The following is a 17,863-nucleotide window of genomic DNA, read 5'->3' as shown; positions in this document are numbered from 1 at the left end:
TGAGCCTGTTTGAGGACGTATGCAAAGCGTTTCCCAATATCCGTATAGTCCTGGCTCTTTCCGTATTCCCGTTCCCAGCCTTTTATGGTGCCTTCCAATATATCTTCCAATGTTCCTGGAACGGTGAAGTTGCTTCCGTTGAAGTCGATGTGGAATACGGGATATTCCTTCCATTCCGTTTCCAGTTTCTCGATGGCAAGTCCTTTGAACAGCTCTTTCTTACCTAAGAAATAATTTTTCAAAGTAGATACAAGCAGGCTTTTCCCGAACCTGCGGGGACGGCTGAGGAAATAAATCGCACCTTCCTTTACCAGTTGGTAGAGTAAATCCGTTTTGTCTACATAACAGTATCCTTCTGTTATCATTTTCTCAAAGCTCTGTATGCCTATCGGGAATTTCATCGTACTACATTATTAAATATATGCAAGTACAAATATAACGATAATTTGCCAGTCCGGCAAAAAGATAGGGATAGTTTCAAAATTTAACAGAACTTCTGCCCGAAGAACAGATGCTTTTTTGTTCCTTTGCAACCGTAATTACATAAAAGGAAAAGACGATGACGTTAGCAAGCATAGTATGGGATGTAGATCCTGTTTTGGTACATTTGGGACAGATTGAACTCCGCTGGTATGGACTGATGTGGGGATTGGGGTTTATTTTGGCGTACGAGATTGTATCGCGCCTGTTCAAGAAAGAAGGATATCCCGACAATTGGGCAGACAAGCTTTTTGTATATTGCATTGTAAGCAGTGTGGTCGGTGCCCGGCTGGGACATTGCCTGTTCTACGAGTGGGACTATTACAGTGCCAATCCGGCAGAGATTCTGAAGATATGGAAAGGCGGGCTTGCCAGCCATGGAGGCGTGTTCCTCCTGATACTGGCATTGGTGTGGTATTCCAAGAAAGTAACCAAGAAAAGCGTCTGGTGGCTTTTCGACCGGATGATACCTGCCGTAGCCGTGGTATGTATGTGCATCCGCTTTGGCAACCTGATGAATTCGGAGATATTCGGTTATCCTACTACTCTGCCTTGGGGATTCGAGTTTGTCCGTTCGCGCGAGTGGCAGGAATTGTATAACCAAAATGGACTGGCTCAAGCTTGTCATCCCACACAGATTTACGAGATGCTCTATTGTTTCGTGGCATTGGTCGTTTCGTGGGTGATGTATCATAAATATCAGTTGCAAAAATACGTAGGGCTGATAACGGGCGTATCTCTGTTGATATTTTTCGGCTCCCGTTTCGGGCTGGAGTTTATGAAGAATCCGCAGGTAGCCGAAGAGGTAGGCATGACGCTCAATATCGGACAGTTGCTAAGTATTCCACTTATTTTATTGGGAATCTTTCTTATCGCTACATGCAAGAAGCGGAAAGAAGACTGGAAATAGACAGACAAAATAAAGGTGTCTGGCTTGGTAAGTCCAAACTTTTTCCATACCTTTGCGTTGGATGATGAAAGTAAGATAGCACGCTATCTTTCTGGTTAAAGAATTGGAAAAATCTTAGGATTCATCCCCCCAATTAGCGTGCGATAAATTCAAAAACAGTTTTTATAAAACAACAAAACAATGCAAAGACACAACACAATCGGTTTATCACGTAGCACTTCTTCGTAGGAGGGCGAGGACGATGTGTGCTTTTGTCGGGCGAATGTTTTTGCTTGGCAAGGCATGGCGTTTTCATACGTGATGGAATCGGCAACCGCTGGAGAGCGGCAGGGGTTGTTGTGTTCTTTGGCTTCGTGTGTATTTGCCTTTCTTCCGGATGGGGAAGAAGGGCTTTTTAATATCCGCATTCCACCCAATTGCCTTGTAGGGGCGTATCGCATACGCCCTGAAGATATCCGCATGGGTTAGTTGATGCATTCGGGCGTATGCGATACGCCCCTACATGGGATGTTTGCGGATATTCAAATTTTGTTTTCTTATGTTTAATCTTTCATTGTTTTGTTGTATATGAAAAATCATCAGATTCGCGCGAGGCGCGCCGAGGGGAGTGCGGTTTCTGCTCCCGAATATGCTGTAAATTGTTTGAATGTTGATATTATCCTTGCAAAAGGACGGAGCGACGTGCGTGAATTGTCTGTCCGTCTTTATACTTCCGCTTACCGGCTCATGGGTGTCGCTGCCCGGCAGGCGTCCTCAAGCAAGGCGATACGTACGTGGCATTTCGAAGTCTCTTCATCCGATGCCTGGACGGGCGGGACGTATCGGGCTTTTGTTTATGTCAACGGCGTTCCAAGCTGGAAAGCGGATTTGTTTCTTTACACGGGCGAAGGCATTGATTCGAGTGCCCGTTTGGAAAGCCTGGAGCCTTCTTCGCCCGAAATGCTCTTTGCCGGGCGGTTGGCTTTCCGGTCGTGGTGGCCTGTTTTGGAAGGCTTTCATCTTGACGAGGATTTCATCGTCCGTTTCATGGAGCAAATCCGGCTCTTTACGCAAAATATAGAAACGAAGACATGGGCTTCGGTACCTCCGCTTCAAGTGACGGGCGATGCCGATTGGGCGGAGCGGTTCGCTTCGTTGGTATTGGTTCCTTGCGTTAAGGAGGAATGGGGGAAAGAATGCGTGCTGACCGAGGTGAGCGGGGCGGATGATGATATGCTTTCCCTTCACTTGTTGGAGCGGGTGTGTTATCTGGTAGGCGCCCATATCGCTCCGGATACGGTATTTGTTTTTCACGGAGCCACTCTGACCATGGAATGGCTGAATGCTGATTACTACCCTTATTTCTCGCTCTTCGAGAATGAAGACACGTGTTTTCGTCTGCCCGAAACGCTTCTTACCGAAAGGAAGACGGAGCCTGAAGGCTTCTCTCCGGACGAAACGGAAATGCCGGAAGCGGCAGAAGTACAGGACGAGGAAAGGAAACCTGCCTTGCAGCGGTTGGAAGAAATGGTAGGTCTTTCGCGGGTGAAAGACGAACTGCTCGAGGCTTGCGCGATGGCTTTGTTCACCCGGCGCCGCAAGGAATTAGGGCTGGAAGTTTCGGCAGAGAACCGTAATCATTTTTTGTTCTTGGGCAGTCCGGGTACGGGGAAAACCACCGTTGCCCGCCTGATAGGGGAAATCTACCATGAAATGGGGTTGCTCTCACGTGGGCATACCGTAGAGACGAACCGCGCGAAACTGATAGGCGAGTTCATCGGTCAGACCGAGCAAAAAACCTGTGCCGCGATAGCTGAGGCCCGTGGCGGGGTGCTTTTCATTGACGAGGCTTACACACTTGTTCACGAAGACGATTCGCGCGACTTCGGCAAGGAAGTGATTCATGCTTTGATGACCGTTCTTTCCGAACCGAATCCCGACCTGATAGTCATCCTGGCGGGTTATGAAATGCAGATGCAGGCGTTGTTCCGCCTGAATCCGGGGCTGGACAGCCGCTTCCCGCTCCGCCTTCACTTTGATGACTTCACATCGGACGAATTGACGGAAATGGCGCGGCACTTGTTGGCGGAGCGTAACTTCGAACTGAGCGAGGCGGCAGACGTCCGCTTGGCGAAGCTGATAGAAAAAGCCGTCTTGCATAAGGATGAGCACTTCGGCAACGGCCGTTGGGTACACAATCTGGTAGAGCACGGCATTTTGAAGTGCATGGCGAAACGGGTGATGGCGTTGCCGCTTTCCACCGAATCCTCCGAATTGTTCCGCCAGATAGAGGAAACGGATGTCGCCGGAGCCGAACCTGCCTTCCTTTATGAAAACGCCCCGAAGGTTGCATTGGCGAGGCGCATCGGCTTCACTGCTTGACTGGGGTACTTACCCCGATGCATATGGCTGTTTGAAACGTTCCATATAACTCTGTTTTCAGTCCTCCTTAATTAGGACTGCTGTGTTGAGGAGTAGAAACTGCAGTCCTATTGGTAGTAGGACTGCAGTCCTGGCATATTAGGATTATGCGAGGACTGGTATGGCAAATACTATCAGTGTAGCTTTGAATCCTTGGAAACAATAGTTTCGGCGCGCACTCGCGCACCTCCCTGTTGTGATTTTGCTCTTAAATTGGTATCTTTGAACCGTTGAAAACAACTTTCAAGAACAGGAAATTTGATGAATAAGGTTGTGATTTGCTTTCAAATTAGTATCTTTGAACCATTGAAAACAACAGAAGCGGCAGAACACTATTACCCCGGCTTGTTGTGATTTGCTTTCAAATTAGTATCTTTGAACCATTGAAAACAACCAAGAGAACAGACACCCACCGTTTCATTACGTTGTGATTTGCTTTCAAATTAGTATCTTTGAACCATTGAAAACAACAAAATAAAGTATGATGTTATTCAAAGATAGTTGTGATTTGCTTTCAAATTAGTATCTTTGAACCATTGAAAACAACCCCACGGTGAACAGTATCGACGCTGCAACGGTTGTGATTTGCTTTCAAATTAGTATCTTTGAACCATTGAAAACAACATAGTTTTTTACTACCTTTGCACACTCATTGTTGTGATTTGCTTTCAAATTAGTATCTTTGAACCATTGAAAACAACCACCGTTGGAATCCAAACACTCGTCACTTGGTTGTGATTTGCTTTCAAATTAGTATCTTTGAACCATTGAAAACAACGTTTTTTCGTTCTTCGGGTAGCATGTTTTGTTGTGATTTGCTTTCAAATTAGTATCTTTGAACCATTGAAAACAACAAAGCCTTAAAGACCTCTGCTCTGATTTGGTTGTGATTTGCTTTCAAATTAGTATCTTTGAACCATTGAAAACAACTATCATTTCAACAGAATAGCGACCAGCCCGTTGTGATTTGCTTTCAAATTAGTATCTTTGAACCATTGAAAACAACATTAACTTGCTCTGGATCGATTGATCCCCCGTTGTGATTTGCTTTCAAATTAGTATCTTTGAACCATTGAAAACAACTAGAACATCGTAAGGTTAACCAAATCCATAGTTGTGATTTGCTTTCAAATTAGTATCTTTGAACCATTGAAAACAACGGGAGCATCGTTTTTGGCGATATGCCCAACGTTGTGATTTGCTTTCAAATTAGTATCTTTGAACCATTGAAAACAACCCTATGCCGAAGCATGGGCTAACGGAGAAGGTTGTGATTTGCTTTCAAATTAGTATCTTTGAACCATTGAAAACAACCTCCGTTCCTTTAATCTGCTAAAGCGCATCGTTGTGATTTGCTTTCAAATTAGTATCTTTGAACCATTGAAAACAACATGGCTACTCCCATTTTGTTTATCAATACAGTTGTGATTTGCTTTCAAATTAGTATCTTTGAACCATTGAAAACAACTCAGTTATGTGTAATGAGTTCATCAGACTTGTTGTGATTTGCTTTCAAATTAGTATCTTTGAACCATTGAAAACAACTCCTAACCGTTTTTTACGTTTGCGCTGCGCGTTGTGATTTGCTTTCAAATTAGTATCTTTGAACCATTGAAAACAACTGGATCTCTATTCTGCATTGATTTTCAATGATTTATATGAACGTTTAGAAAAAGAAAAAATTAGGTTTTCAATAAAGAATCCCGTCGTGTTTGGCGGGATTCTTTATTTTAAAAAAGTTCCAATTGCTGACCTGGTGTCTTTACACCTTGAGGCTTTTTCCCATAAAAAAGCTCTATTTGACCGAATTGTTTGTCTGTTATGCACATGATTCCCACCTGTCCGAACTCCGGAAGAAAAGATTTAACTCTTTTTATATGTACAGCTGCATTCTCGCTGCTGGCACAATGACGGACATATATGGAGAATTGAAACATCGTAAATCCATCACGTTGCAGGTTCTTACGGAAATCGGCGTAAGCCTTTTTGTCTTTCTTCGTCTCGGTAGGCAAATCGAAAAGAACCAATATCCACATAACCCGATATTCACTAAAACGGTCCATTTTAAAACTCTGGATAAATGATTCGACGGAGTTCGCCTGAAAAACATTTGTACAAAGAAGCTGTAGTCTGTCCTACGGCAATCATCAAGGGAGTCCGTTTCTTGTTTATCCGCACTTCGAGTGTAGGAATGGAAAGTAAGGCAGCTTTTATATCTTTCGTAAGCGATACATCTTCACCGTATTGACAGTATAAATCAAAGACCAATTTATCAACAAATGGACGGTAAGGCTCCATGATGTCATCTGCTAAACAATAAGCATTGTACCGGTTGTGATGATGAATGCCTAATGTTGGCAGCAGGCCACTGGTAACCAATCCACGTGCCACTATGGCACGAAGGATGGCATAACCGTAATTCAGCAAATTGTTTGGCGGTATGCCTTCGCGGTCGCGAGTGAATCCGTTTAAATCGGCAAAGAGTGTTTTCCAATAATAAGCAGCCGCACGTGCTTCCATATTATCCGGGTCACCGCTACGGACATCGTTTGCCCAAATATGCATGCATTTCGATTCCTCTTTCGTGCAAATGGATAATACGGCGGCCTGATTATTGATTTTCATCTGAATGGTTTGTTGCCATAATTGTTTTTTTAGTGGCAAGGAAGCGGCAAGTTGTTCTCGGAAACGTTCGTTTTGCGTAGTGTTTCCATAAAGCGGAAGCATTAATCCGACTGGCATACTCTTGCTGTCGCAGGTGATAAGCGCACAGTTGTTTTCCAGCAATGCTTCCATCGCCCCCGAAGTGATTGTGATTTGCTTGTTGTCTAATACCACGACTCCTAAATCTTCTATCGGTTTGGTTACCTCTGACTGACGTTTTATTGCTTCCGGAAGTGTATTGTTGTTTTCCACTTCCGGAAGTTTGATGACTAACTGGGCATTGCGCAAAGATAAGTATGCGGGATTGCCGAAGTAAAGTGTTTTCTTTATCATAGTTTTTGGATTATATTGCCTAGTCGGTCTACTTGGATGGGGATGCAGATTTCTTTTATAGATTGTTTTTCATCCGTAAACTCAACCTTATTTAATTGAGTAAATTCACCTCTATCAACAACTGCATTTGCGATATGATATGGTATGCCATATAATCTATTCCCTGTACAACTAACCATTTTATAAATACGGGTTTTGTTTAATGGATATGTAATATTTCCATTTTGTATTTCTTCTTCTGTCGGTACATACACCAAGTCATTCGGCGAAAGCACAAATTTAGGCGGATTGCCGTTTTCGTCTTCTGGAGCAGGAGGTAATCCATGTTTCTGACGGTCGATAACTATATTTAATGGAATCGTAGCATAGCTGCGTTTCTTGATTACTTCGCCTGTGCTTTGGTCTTCCTGCTCTGTTTCATAGATTGCAAAGAACAGATTGGTCCCTTTCGCGGCTTCTACATATTTTGTAGATTTGTTACCGTTTTGTCCTACAGCGAATTTATCTGCTTTTTCGTATACCCGTACTTTGTAAATCGGTTGATGCCATTTCCCGTCATTCAATTCGATGATGTTTTTGTTCATCGTTTCGATACCTTCGGGTGAGAATGCCCATTCTGGGTTGTTTTCATTTGCTTCCAAATGGCGTAGCAAAATCTTTTGTATGCCTGTATCAGTCACGTTTCCCATTATTTTCTTTTTATCAAAGCTCGAATCGATTGGTTTACGTACAGCAAAGAAACGGTCTTTCGTTTCCTTAGAGAAACAATATACCTTAATCTTTTTCAAATCGACATCCTGCCAAGTATCTTTGTTGTCTTCAAAGTATTTTTTTATCTGTTTTTCGTTCAGATGTTGCATCAACAGTTCTTTCAGCTTTTTCTTTAAGTCTTTTTCTACGACTGCTTTCGGATTTATCAACGCTTCTTTTAGCGGCACAGTCTTTATACTTCGCAGGTTCACTTCTCCAAATACGGTATCTTTATGCATCGGTTTACGGATAGCCCAGTTGTCTCCTTTCTTTTGGGAAATTATTGTTTTCTTACCGGCTTCATAATGTTGATAATGATTGGTGGTTTTATTGATGATACGCAGATTTTGCTTGAAGCTGACAATAATCTCTTGCAACGCGGTATAAACATCTTGGGTAAAAGTGTCCCACGGTTTTTTGATAAACCAGCGGTAATTTCCCTTATCGTCTGTTTTTTGTTTATCACACAATAAGTGTTGTAAGTCGTAACGGGAAGTTTGGGCATTTTTACTTGCCGATTCGTTATTGAGATAATTTACAATATTACGGTTGGCACAAGCTATGACAATGGCATCCATTGCATGATGGCGATGGTCGATACGTTTTTTATTAAATCCCTTTTGCAATTCAAGAGGCATTGCAGGAATCACATTCCCGCTTGCGGTAACCGACGTAAAACGATTGCTTTCTGTCAGTTCGTTCAATCGTAAGAAACGTGGAAGTATAATCCTGTTCCAAACATCATTTATCCCCCAATCTTTTTTCAGACGGTCGGTAATGCTGCCCGTGCAGACAATTACATTCTTCGACATTTCTTCTTGTTCACCTGCTTCACGTACGATATTGGACAATAAGGATTTGACCAACTTGCTGATGTAGCGGCTATCATTCAGTTGACGGGCGATGAATTGTTCAGGAATGTCATCCATGAGCAATCTCTTCATTTTGGCAGCATTGCGAGAGTAATTGTCTTTTATGAATTGTTCGTAGGAGCCTACAGAGAAGATTTCCACAGACTTGCCTCCTGTCAACTGTACTTTTTCGCCGTGATGTTTGTTGATAAACTCATATCCTAACATATTGCTTTTTAACTTGTTGACTTCTGATTCACAAATAACCTTGTTACTGAATGAATCATCGAAATACCTTGCCTGCGGAATGATATGTTCAATCTCGTAGGCAGGCGTAAATAATTTGCTCAAAGGAATCATTTCGCCTGTATAAGGTGAACGGTATTTTTGTTCCAGCCAAAGTTTATAACGTAAGACTTCAGACGTAGTAGGGCGTTTCTTAATGTCGCTTTCATTAAATTTCTTTATAATTGTGGCTATTTCATCGGGGACTTCATCCACACTGTTCCATACTCCTTCTTCATAAATCCGTAACAAATCTTGTTGGCTGGGTGAATAAGGATGCACATTTTCTATTTCAAATTCAGGATTCATAAATTCGGTAAGCAAAGCTTTGATACGGAGGTTTGTATTCTCGTTTTCCTGAATTTGTTGTGCCATCTTTTTACGCTTCTCACTTGGATTTTTCATTTCCCGTCCTAATTCCACGTGAATCTCATCGATATGCCCTACCTGTTTCCATATATCACGAACCGTACGCAGTGTCTCCAAAATAATTTGTTCAACGATAGGATTGTGTAACGAATGTTGTTTGAAGCTTTTCAGATAAGCATCAATATCAGAAGGCTTTTCCCATTTTTGAATGTCCTTTGCTTCGGAATGACGGTTATAAACTACATAGCAAGCCAGCCAAAGCGGAAGCCCTTTAAATGAGGACATATCATTTAAATGGATTGCTTTTTCTCTTACGCGTGCTTGAATCCCTTCGTCGTATTCTCCCGAAATGATTTTATCAATCCGGTTACAAGTCTGTTCGTCTATACAAGTTTCATTCCAATATTTCCCCGTCCGCATCAAAGGCAATAACTTCTTGATAGCTTTAGCCGAATAGGAGCCGTATTCTTTTTCAAAAGGAGGTATTCCCAAAAACTCCTTCACAAACTTTTCACCAAGGCTATGCTGTCGGGCAAATGAATTCAAAGCCTTTTCCAATTCCCTTTTATCAGAAATAGAATACAATATATGCCATAAGGCTTTTTCCATCTCCAGAGTTAAGAAATCTGCCGTTATCCCTGCTTTTTCCAAACGTCCGAGGATGAGTGCACGGGTTTCATTACCGGGATAAGTCTTGTCTTCTACATAATTCCATCGATAGTTTGTTATGTCCTTCTTTTTCAATCCGAACAGAGGGCATTTAAAAAAAGAATCCTGCTTGATGCTTTTCTGTCGGTTCAGCCAATCGAACAAATCCGTATAATCTTCCTCGTTCTTCAAGAAATCGGAGGTGACATCCACGTCAAGACACAATTTTCCATTTACCATTTTCTCTTTTTGATATATCCGCAAGTTAGAAAGGAATTGCCACAACCGGAATTCTTGGAACAAAGGATGCGATTTAGCGATACACTTCGGATGGTAATAACAGACCTCTCCTGTTTCCTTATCTACATGGGTATATTCTTCGAATGGGCAGTCGGATATCAACGATTTCTTGCTTTTCAGTGGACGTTGATAAAACAAAATATCCTCAACTAATAAATAAACCAAATCTCGGTTGCTTATCAGATTGCGGTGTGCATCATTTTGCGGATATAATTCTTCCAGACAAGCTTCGTATAAAGTCTGGTCTTGAAATTCGGGATGAAACTCTTTTTGTTTTTCTAAAATCCGGCGCAATTCCTCCTTATAATATTTACGCTCAATTGTACGCACCAATTTCCCCCGAATTTTTTGTTTAGGCATTTGCAACAAGGTATCATAAATATAGGCACCCACGGTTTTCCCTGAATCATCTAAATCCTTTTGTGTTTTTGTTTTTATCAATTCCCATTGTTCTTCCCATTCTTGTTCAGAGGGAATCTTAAAACGACAACTAAGTTCACCCGTTTCATCATATTTGTCTTTTCCGTCTTTATCAAGATCGATTGTCACAATAATGTCTTTCTTTTGACCAATCCAATCAGGTATTTCTTTCTTGAAAATCTTTCCTCTTGTCCCGTCTTCTAATATAACAGAAAACACTTTCATTCCTTTATATGTCTGATTGGTATCAATGATATCGGTTACGATTTGGCTATCAAAGTATAGACGTGTCTTAGAAAGACGTTCTTGCTGTTCTTCTTCCCTCAGTTGATAATATCCACGTTTCTGATTGAAATTGAGCAATATCCAAGCCAGTTCTTCTTTATTGACTTTTTGTGTTAAGGCTTTTTTACGCAAATAATAAATCGTCCAGTCATAAGGAACCTTTTGCCCTTTTGATATGAAATCGGGGTGCTTTTGATAAAAATCAGCCAACATCTCATCAAAAGAATCTTGAAAGATGAAAGACCAATGCCCTTGTTCATTTTTATACCAAGGCAATTTGGGTTCAGTTCCAGTAATAAACTTACCATAACGATCCAATTGTTGAGAATAATGAGACGGTAAAAATCCTAATAAATCCAATATCCGGTGCAACCGCTCACGGCGCAGTTTGTTTCGTTCGTATAACCGGCGGACGCTACGGCTTTTTGTCCGGTCTGCTGTTTGCGATTTTGAATTGCCTTTATCAAAATCGCCTAAAACCGACGCATCCATTGGAATGATTCGTACTCCATCACAATTTATACCATCCAATTGTTCTTTATCTTCTTCATTTTTGGATGCGTTAATCACTGCCCAACCTATGCTGTTGGTTCCTAAATCTAATCCTAAGATGTGTTTTGGTTTCATAGCTTTATATATTTTTCCCAAAGCTATGAATTTTTTGCGACAAAATTTGTCTTTTCAAACTTTTTCCTTAACTTTGTTCTCACTAATTTGAAGCAAATCACAATAAGGATTATTCCGTTGTGAAAACATTAGGTTCCCTCGTCCTCTAACGGGGGATTTTTTATTTCATTTTTTTCTATTGTTATGTTGAACGAAGTGAAGCATCTCGTAGACATTGAAGATACTTCACTTCATTCCCTTAGACAGGTAGTGCTACTATGCAAATTTATTACCCTATTGTTCTCATCGCATTTTGCAAGCGGGTGAGGAACTCATCCGCTTGCAAAATGCTGAGGCAGAGAGGGGGAAGCAGACGGATGACATTGGTTCCGCTTACACCTGTAAAGACTTTTTGCTCGAAGAGCAGTTTCGTACGCAGCTCTTTAACAGGCTCTTCAAATTCCAGCCCTATCATCAGACCACATCCGCGCACTTCCTTGATGCCCTTGAAACACTTCAGTTCTTCTAATAAATGTGTGCCGACTTTTGCCGCATTTTCTATCAGCTTCTCTTCTTTTATGACATCCAGTACGGCAATTGCTGCGGCACAAGCCAGGTGATTACCGCCGAAAGTCGTGCCCAATTGTCCGTAAACGGGTTTGAATTTCGGACTGATGAGTACGCCTCCCATGGGGAAACCGTTGCCGATTCCTTTGGCTACAGTAATGATATCGGGGCGGATGCCGCTGTATTGGTGAGCGAAGAACTTGCCGCTTCGTCCGTAACCCGACTGGATTTCGTCCAGAATCAGTACGGTGTTGTTTGCGTCGCAAGCTTGGCGCAAAGCTTTCATAAAGTCTGTATCGGGTATCCGGATGCCGCCTATCCCTTGAATACCTTCAATGATAACGGCGCAGACATCGCCTTTTGCCAGTTCGGCTTTCATGGCTTCTGTATCATTTAGCGGCAGGTAGGTAACATGTTGGTTGGCGTTGACAGGAGCGATGATTTTCGGATTGTCGGTCACTTCTACCGCCAGCGAGGTACGTCCGTGGAAAGCTTTGCCGAAAGAAACAATACGTGTGCGTCCGTTATAGAAAGACGCCAGTTTCAGGGCATTTTCATTGGCTTCGGCTCCTGAATTGATTAAGAACAGCTGGTAATCGTCATAGCCGCACATCGCTCCCAACCGGTCGGCAACTTCCTGTTGCAGCTTGTTAATGACCGAGTTGGAGTAGAATCCCAGCATAGCAACTTGTTTGCTTATCATTTCCACATAATGCGGGTGTGAATGCCCGATGGAGATAACGGCGTGCCCTCCGTACAGGTCAAGGTATTCTTGTCCTTTGTCATCCCACACGTGGCAGGCTTTTCCCTTGACAATGTTAATGTCAAAGAGAGGATATACATCGAAAAGTCTCATTTAAATTAAGAATTAAGAATGAAGAATGAAGAATTCAGTGGGTGCTTCCTTCATTCTTCTTCTGGTTATTTTTTACTGTTTTTATTGATGAAACGAATAGGGCTATTAATTCATTGCAGTCTTCTTCTATACTGGTAAACGATTGTTCATCCATATAGTCACTGTCATATAGCAGATTGAGCCAATAGTCGGTTTCGTTTGCCTCTTTCAGTCCGACGCTTAATTTATTAATAAAGTCAGCTGGACTTTGGGCGAATTCTGATTCACGTACCAAAGCACCAATAGCTGTTCCCGAACGAAGAACTTGTTTGCTAAGGATAAATTCTTGTTTTTCATTGCGCAGATATTGTACCATACGTACAATGCGTAAAGCAAATAAATAGCTCTTGATATGCAATGTCGAATTATGCCGTTTACGAAAATTCTTCATTCTTCGTTCTTCATTCTTCATTTAAAAAGCACTTGGCTTCAGCTTGAGTCCTGTCGTTTCTTCCAGATTGAACATCAGGTTCATGTTGTGTACCGCCTGGCCGCTGGCGCCTTTCAGCAAGTTGTCAATGCAAGACACGATGAGAAGTTTGTCTTCGTGTTTTTCTAAGTGAATCAGACACTTGTTGGTGTTGACCACTTGCTTCAGGTCGATGCTCTTCTCTACGATATGCACGAACGAGTCTTCGGCATAATAGTCTTCATACATCTTCACGATTTCGGGCAATTCTACCTTCGTCTTTATGATTGTAGTGGCGAAAATGCCTCGGGCGAAGTCGCCGCGGTAAGGGATGAACGTAATATCTGCATCGAAGCTGTTCTGCAATTGTTTCAGCGACTGGCGTATTTCCGGAAGGTGCTGGTGCGTGAACGGCTTGTAAATGCTCAGGTTGTTGTTCCGCCAACTGAAATGCGTAGTCGCTCCCGGTTTTACTCCGGCTCCCGTACTTCCGGTTATGGCGTTTACAATGATATCACCTTTCAGCATCAAATGTTTTGCCAAGGGCAACAGCCCCAACTGAATGCAGGTGGCGAAACATCCCGGATTGGCAATGTGCTTGCTATGACAGATGGTGCGGCGGTTCAGTTCGGGAAGGCCGTATACGAAGTCATGGTCTTCAGCGGCAATGCGGTAATCCATCGACAGGTCGATTATCTTCAAGTCTTCGGGCAGGTTGTGGCTTTCCATAAACTTGCGCGTGTCACCATGTGCCGTACAGAAAAACACCACATCCACTTCATCCAGTGGCAGTGCATCGGTAAAGGTCAAATCGGTTTCGCCATACAGTCCTTCGTGTACATCGGTAATCTTATTTCCGGCATTGCTCGAACTGTTGATGAAATGAATCTCCACATCAGGGTGATTGATAAGCAGGCGAATCAGTTCGCCTGCTGTATATCCTGCTCCTCCTATAATTCCAGCTTTTATCATACTCAGTTATTGTCTTCGGGAACGATAATCCACATTAATAAATAGATGATGACACCTGCAAAAGCGGTAAAGACGGTCAGCAATGCATAGATAAGCCGTACCAGTGTCGGATCCAGATCGAAAAAACGGGCTATGCCTGAGCATACACCGGCTATCATTCTGCTATTGCGTGGACGTCTGAGTTTCTTTCCTTCCATAGTTGTTGGTTTAGTGTTACATCATTTCGTCTTTATGGTTTGCGTAATAGGCTCTCAGCGGAGTGGAGAGTACTTTGATAAAGCCTTTGGCATCTTCTGCCGTCCAGCCTTTCTGCATTTCCCCGTATTCGCCCAGCTTGTTCTTTACCAAGTCGTCTTCTGATTCTACGCCTACGGTAGAGAAGCAATAGGGGCGGAGTTCAAGGATAGCCGTACCGTTTACGTTGCGTTGTGATTCGGTCAGCATGGCTTCGATGTCGCGCATCACCGGTTCCAGGTATTGGCTTTCGTGCAAGAACATGCCGTACCAGTTTGCCACCTGGTCTTTCCAGTATTGCTGCCATTTGCTCAACGTGTATTTTTCCAGGAAGCGGTGTGCACCGATTATCAGCATCGGAGCTGCGGCTTCGAATCCTACGCGTCCTTTGATGCCGATGATGGTATCGCCTACGTGCATATCCCGTCCGATACCGTAAGGTGCTCCGATTTCTTCTACACGCTGGATGGCTTTGATTTTATCATCGAACACTTCCCCATTGACAGCGTACAGCTCGCCTTTCTTGAATTCCAGTTTCAGCAGTTCGCTTCCTTCCTTGGTGACTTGTTTCAGGTATGCACTTTCGGGCAGTCCTTGTGCCGAATCCAAGATTTCCCCTCCGCAGATGGAAGTGCCCCAGATGCCTACGTTATAGGAGTATTTCAGCTTGGTGAAGTCGGCTTCGAAACCGTGCTCTTTCAAGTAATTGATTTCATAGTCACGGCTTAATGCCATATCGCGGGTCAGGGTGATGATTTCCACTCCCGGAGCCATGACCAGGAACGTCATGTCGAAACGTACTTGGTCGTTTCCCGCACCGGTAGAGCCGTGCGCAATGGCATGTGCACCGATTTCGTTGGCATAGCGGGCAATGGCAAGTGCCTGGAAGATGCGTTCCGAACTTACGGAAATAGGATAGGTGCCGTTACGCAACACGTTCCCGAATATCATGTATTTCAGGCTCTTGGCGTAGTATTCTTGTGTTACGTCGAGGGTGACATATTTCACCGCGCCTAATTTATAGGCATTCTCTTCATTCTTTTTCAATTGTTCGGCACTGAATCCGCCCGTATTGGCACAAGCGGCATATACTTCATATCCTTTTTCTTTTGCCAGATACATCACGGTGAACGAAGTATCCAGCCCGCCGCTGAAAGCAACGACAACTTTTTTCTTTTCTTCCATAAGGCTATATTTATTATGTGTAATTCTTCATTCTTAATTCTTCATTTGTCAGAAGTTTGTATGCTCATCGTCTGTATGCAGTGCCGGGTCATAGAGCATGGCAGTACAGATGCAGAACTTGCGGTTTTTTGCCATCAGTATCTCGTGGTTGATGCATCCTTCGCATCCTTTCCAGAACGCTTCGTCATCGGTCAGTTCGTTGAATGTTACCGGTACATATCCCAGTTCGGTGTTCATTTTCATGACAGCTGCCCCTGAGGTCAGGCTGAATATCTTGGCTTTGGGCCAGCGCAGGCGTGCCAACGTAAACGAAGCGTGTTTGATTCGTTTGGCAAGTCCGCATCCACGGTATTTAGGGTGGACAATCAAGCCCGAAGTGGCTACATACTCCTTGTTTCCCCATGATTCGATGTAAGTAAAGCCTGCAAATTCATCCCCGCAAAGGGCAATGATGGCTTTGCCTTCTTTCATTTTGGTTGCGACATATTCGTGCGTACGTTCGGCAATGCCTGTGCCCCGCACTTTGGCAGCTTCCCGGATGGTATCCAGAATTGTGTCTACGTATGCTTCGTGCGAAGCATCTGCCACCATAACGTCTATTTGTTTTGCGTCCATTTCTGTATGATTATTCTTTATAAGTTGATATTCGCTATCACATGAGCAAGTGCCTGTTTCAATTCCGTACGGGTGCATCCTTCCCGCATGACCAGCATGATGGTATCATCGCCTGCTATGGTTCCGATGATTTCATGAAAATGGTTGTTGTCGATGTCGTAGGCAAGGCTGCTGGCATATCCGGGGCGTGTCTTGATGACGGCAATGTTTCCGGAAAATTCAATAGACAGGAACCCTGTATGACGAAGCATTTCCGATGCGCTTTGCGGGTCGGTCATGCGTTTGTACATGGTGTTGTTGGGCAACACATATACGTAATTGCCGTTCATGCTTGCTGCTTTTGCCACTTTCAGTTGTTTCAGGTCGCGCGAGAGTGTGGCTTGTGTAAGTTGGAAACCTTCTTTTTCCAGTTCTGCCAAAAGTTCTCCCTGACTGCCTATCTCTTTGCTTGAGATAATCATCTTGATGGAATCGAGTCTGCTGTTCTTGCTTTTCATCTGCATATTTATTCTTCAATCGGGTGCAAATATACAGATAATATGGAAACAATATTCATTTTGAGCGAATATTTTTTCTAAAAACTTGTATTTATCCACTTTTACACCTTTTTCCTGTTGTCGGTATCCGGCATTGCTTGAAATAGTCCTTTCCCTTTGTTGATAAATTCCGCAACGTTTTTTGCTTTCAGCTTCACCAGTAGCCGTTTTTTACATTTTGTCAAACAATCTGTTCCGATTTCCGGAGAAAATGTGTAAGTTTGCCTGACTATTAGAAATCATATCATGAAAAGACATAGGTTGACTGAAGACAAGGACCCGATGGGACGGGCCATTTACGAATATTTTACAACTGGGAAAGCTGGAAAGTTAAGGGTGTTTTCCTCACAATTTGATGAAGATGAATTGCCGGTAAAGGATTTGTTCCGCACTTTGGAACAGATGCCTTTGTTAGAGCAGAAGGCTTTGCAGCTGGCATACGGGCGGATATTGGATGTGGGAGCAGGGAGTGGATGCCATTCGCTTGTTTTGCGGGAGATGGGGAAAGAAAGCCTGGCTATTGATATCTCGCCTTGGGCGGTGGAAGTGATGAAAAAGCGGGGAATAGACGCTTATCTGACAAATGTGTTTGATATGGGATTTACAGGGCGGTTCGATACCATTCTGATGCTGATGAATGGCTCGGGTATCATTGGTAAACTGAAAAATATGCCGGCTTTTCTCACAAGAGTTAAGCAACTTTTGGCTCCGGGAGGATGTGTACTGATGGATTCGACTGACCTTCGCTATCTGTATGAAGATGAAGACGGGAGTTATCTCGTCGACCTTGCTGCTGATTATTATGGTGAAGTAGACTTCCAGATGCAGTATGGCAAGGTAAAGGGAGAACCGTTCGACTGGCTTTACATTGATTTTGATACCCTATCGGCATACGCCACTCCGTATGGTTTTCGGGTAGAAAAGGTGATGGAGGGCGAGCATTACGATTACCTTGCGCGGCTGTCCTTGCGTTGAGGATTTTTCATCACAGGTTATAAAATTTGAATATCCGCAACATCCCATGTAGAGGCAAAAAGCGGATATTCATTTCAGAAAACCATCCACAAAAATATTTGAGAAGCTGTTTTGAATTTCTCCAAAAAGTTTTTCTTGGCTTGATGTATCCGTTTTCGTGTGTGCTTTGGGCGA

General features: G+C 43.2%; 15 protein-coding genes and 1 CRISPR repeat array. Of the genes, 4 read left to right on the top strand and 11 right to left on the bottom strand.

Annotated elements, in window-relative coordinates; all coding sequences use genetic code 11:
• Positions 1-401 (bottom strand): AAA family ATPase (locus H9625_RS15580; RefSeq protein WP_191765250.1); only part of this gene is annotated, 401 nt, incomplete at its 3' end.
• Positions 402-559: 158 nt separating this feature from the next.
• Here H9625_RS15580 and lgt point away from each other — a divergent pair.
• The 3 genes from lgt (at position 560) to H9625_RS15565 (ending at position 3,751) form a co-directional block, all read left to right on the top strand.
• Positions 560-1,390, top strand: a complete 831-nt coding sequence (gene lgt / locus H9625_RS15575; protein ID WP_191765248.1) for a prolipoprotein diacylglyceryl transferase — start codon at positions 560-562, stop codon at positions 1,388-1,390.
• 300 nt (positions 1,391-1,690) lie between these two features.
• On the top strand, positions 1,691-1,858 hold the full coding sequence (locus tag H9625_RS15570; protein WP_191765252.1) for a hypothetical protein: 168 nt from the start codon (positions 1,691-1,693) through the stop codon (positions 1,856-1,858).
• A gap of 99 nt (positions 1,859-1,957) precedes the next feature.
• Positions 1,958-3,751 (top strand): AAA family ATPase, encoded by a 1,794-nt coding sequence (locus H9625_RS15565; protein ID WP_191765246.1) that lies wholly within the window; start codon positions 1,958-1,960, stop codon positions 3,749-3,751.
• 309 nt (positions 3,752-4,060) lie between these two features.
• A CRISPR array of direct repeats spans positions 4,061-5,412; the repeat unit is 47 nt; unit sequence GTTGTGATTTGCTTTCAAATTAGTATCTTTGAACCATTGAAAACAAC.
• 108 nt (positions 5,413-5,520) lie between these two features.
• On the opposite strand, the gene cas2 is transcribed toward H9625_RS15565, so the two are convergent.
• From cas2 to argR, 10 genes are all read right to left on the bottom strand, one after another.
• Entirely contained in the window at positions 5,521-5,853 is a 333-nt protein-coding gene (gene cas2, locus H9625_RS15560; RefSeq protein WP_191765244.1) for a CRISPR-associated endonuclease Cas2, read from the bottom strand.
• Position 5,854: 1 nt separating this feature from the next.
• A complete protein-coding gene (cas1, locus tag H9625_RS15555; protein ID WP_191765242.1) occupies positions 5,855-6,787 on the bottom strand; it encodes a type II CRISPR-associated endonuclease Cas1 in 933 nt (310 codons plus the stop codon).
• Entirely contained in the window at positions 6,784-11,322 is a 4,539-nt protein-coding gene (gene cas9 / locus H9625_RS15550) for a type II CRISPR RNA-guided endonuclease Cas9 (protein ID WP_191765240.1), read from the bottom strand. Before cas9 ends, cas1 begins: the two co-directional genes overlap by 4 nt.
• A 268-nt stretch (positions 11,323-11,590) precedes the next feature.
• Positions 11,591-12,724 carry an aspartate aminotransferase family protein gene (locus H9625_RS15545; RefSeq protein ID WP_191765238.1) on the bottom strand — a complete coding sequence of 378 codons (1,134 nt, stop codon included), beginning with the start codon at positions 12,722-12,724 and terminating at the stop codon, positions 11,591-11,593.
• A 34-nt stretch (positions 12,725-12,758) separates the two neighbouring features.
• Positions 12,759-13,175 carry a four helix bundle protein gene (locus H9625_RS15540; protein ID WP_087250927.1) on the bottom strand — a complete coding sequence of 139 codons (417 nt, stop codon included), beginning with the start codon at positions 13,173-13,175 and terminating at the stop codon, positions 12,759-12,761.
• Complete coding sequence (argC, locus tag H9625_RS15535; protein WP_022039050.1) at positions 13,176-14,144, bottom strand: N-acetyl-gamma-glutamyl-phosphate reductase; 969 nt, start codon at positions 14,142-14,144, stop codon at positions 13,176-13,178.
• Positions 14,145-14,146: 2 nt separating this feature from the next.
• Positions 14,147-14,341: a PspC domain-containing protein gene (locus H9625_RS15530; protein WP_022039049.1), complete on the bottom strand. Its 195-nt coding sequence runs from the start codon at positions 14,339-14,341 to the stop codon at positions 14,147-14,149.
• Between the two features lie 16 nt (positions 14,342-14,357).
• Positions 14,358-15,563 (bottom strand): argininosuccinate synthase, encoded by a 1,206-nt coding sequence (locus H9625_RS15525; RefSeq protein WP_013618751.1) that lies wholly within the window; start codon positions 15,561-15,563, stop codon positions 14,358-14,360.
• A 48-nt stretch (positions 15,564-15,611) separates the two neighbouring features.
• On the bottom strand, positions 15,612-16,178 hold the full coding sequence (locus H9625_RS15520; protein ID WP_087250929.1) for a GNAT family N-acetyltransferase: 567 nt from the start codon (positions 16,176-16,178) through the stop codon (positions 15,612-15,614).
• 17 nt (positions 16,179-16,195) lie between these two features.
• A complete protein-coding gene (gene argR, locus H9625_RS15515; RefSeq protein WP_022039047.1) occupies positions 16,196-16,675 on the bottom strand; it encodes an arginine repressor in 480 nt (159 codons plus the stop codon).
• Between the two features lie 285 nt (positions 16,676-16,960).
• Here argR and H9625_RS15510 point away from each other — a divergent pair, with 285 nt between their 5' ends.
• On the top strand, positions 16,961-17,689 hold the full coding sequence (locus H9625_RS15510) for a class I SAM-dependent methyltransferase (protein WP_191765236.1): 729 nt from the start codon (positions 16,961-16,963) through the stop codon (positions 17,687-17,689).
• Positions 17,690-17,863 lie beyond the last annotated feature (174 nt).

Source organism: Phocaeicola intestinalis (genome assembly GCF_014837065.1).
Classification (GTDB): domain Bacteria; phylum Bacteroidota; class Bacteroidia; order Bacteroidales; family Bacteroidaceae; genus Phocaeicola; species Phocaeicola intestinalis.
The sequence above is the reverse complement of the archived record's forward strand: the minus strand, read 5'-3'. Positions and strand labels throughout refer to the sequence as shown.

Bases quoted from the DNA above. Each gene is read 5' to 3' on its own strand.
- lgt (WP_191765248.1), top strand. From the start codon at position 560: ATGACGTTAGCAAGCATAGTATGGGATGTAGATCCTGTTTTGGTACAT.
- H9625_RS15570 (WP_191765252.1), top strand. From the start codon at position 1,691: ATGGAATCGGCAACCGCTGGAGAGCGGCAGGGGTTGTTGTGTTCTTTG.
- H9625_RS15565 (WP_191765246.1), top strand. From the start codon at position 1,958: ATGAAAAATCATCAGATTCGCGCGAGGCGCGCCGAGGGGAGTGCGGTT.
- cas2 (WP_191765244.1), bottom strand. From the start codon at position 5,853: ATGGACCGTTTTAGTGAATATCGGGTTATGTGGATATTGGTTCTTTTC.
- cas1 (WP_191765242.1), bottom strand. From the start codon at position 6,787: ATGATAAAGAAAACACTTTACTTCGGCAATCCCGCATACTTATCTTTG.
- cas9 (WP_191765240.1), bottom strand. From the start codon at position 11,322: ATGAAACCAAAACACATCTTAGGATTAGATTTAGGAACCAACAGCATA.
- H9625_RS15545 (WP_191765238.1), bottom strand. From the start codon at position 12,724: ATGAGACTTTTCGATGTATATCCTCTCTTTGACATTAACATTGTCAAG.
- H9625_RS15540 (WP_087250927.1), bottom strand. From the start codon at position 13,175: ATGAAGAATGAAGAACGAAGAATGAAGAATTTTCGTAAACGGCATAAT.
- argC (WP_022039050.1), bottom strand. From the start codon at position 14,144: ATGATAAAAGCTGGAATTATAGGAGGAGCAGGATATACAGCAGGCGAA.
- H9625_RS15530 (WP_022039049.1), bottom strand. From the start codon at position 14,341: ATGGAAGGAAAGAAACTCAGACGTCCACGCAATAGCAGAATGATAGCC.
- H9625_RS15525 (WP_013618751.1), bottom strand. From the start codon at position 15,563: ATGGAAGAAAAGAAAAAAGTTGTCGTTGCTTTCAGCGGCGGGCTGGAT.
- H9625_RS15520 (WP_087250929.1), bottom strand. From the start codon at position 16,178: ATGGACGCAAAACAAATAGACGTTATGGTGGCAGATGCTTCGCACGAA.
- argR (WP_022039047.1), bottom strand. From the start codon at position 16,675: ATGAAAAGCAAGAACAGCAGACTCGATTCCATCAAGATGATTATCTCA.
- H9625_RS15510 (WP_191765236.1), top strand. From the start codon at position 16,961: ATGAAAAGACATAGGTTGACTGAAGACAAGGACCCGATGGGACGGGCC.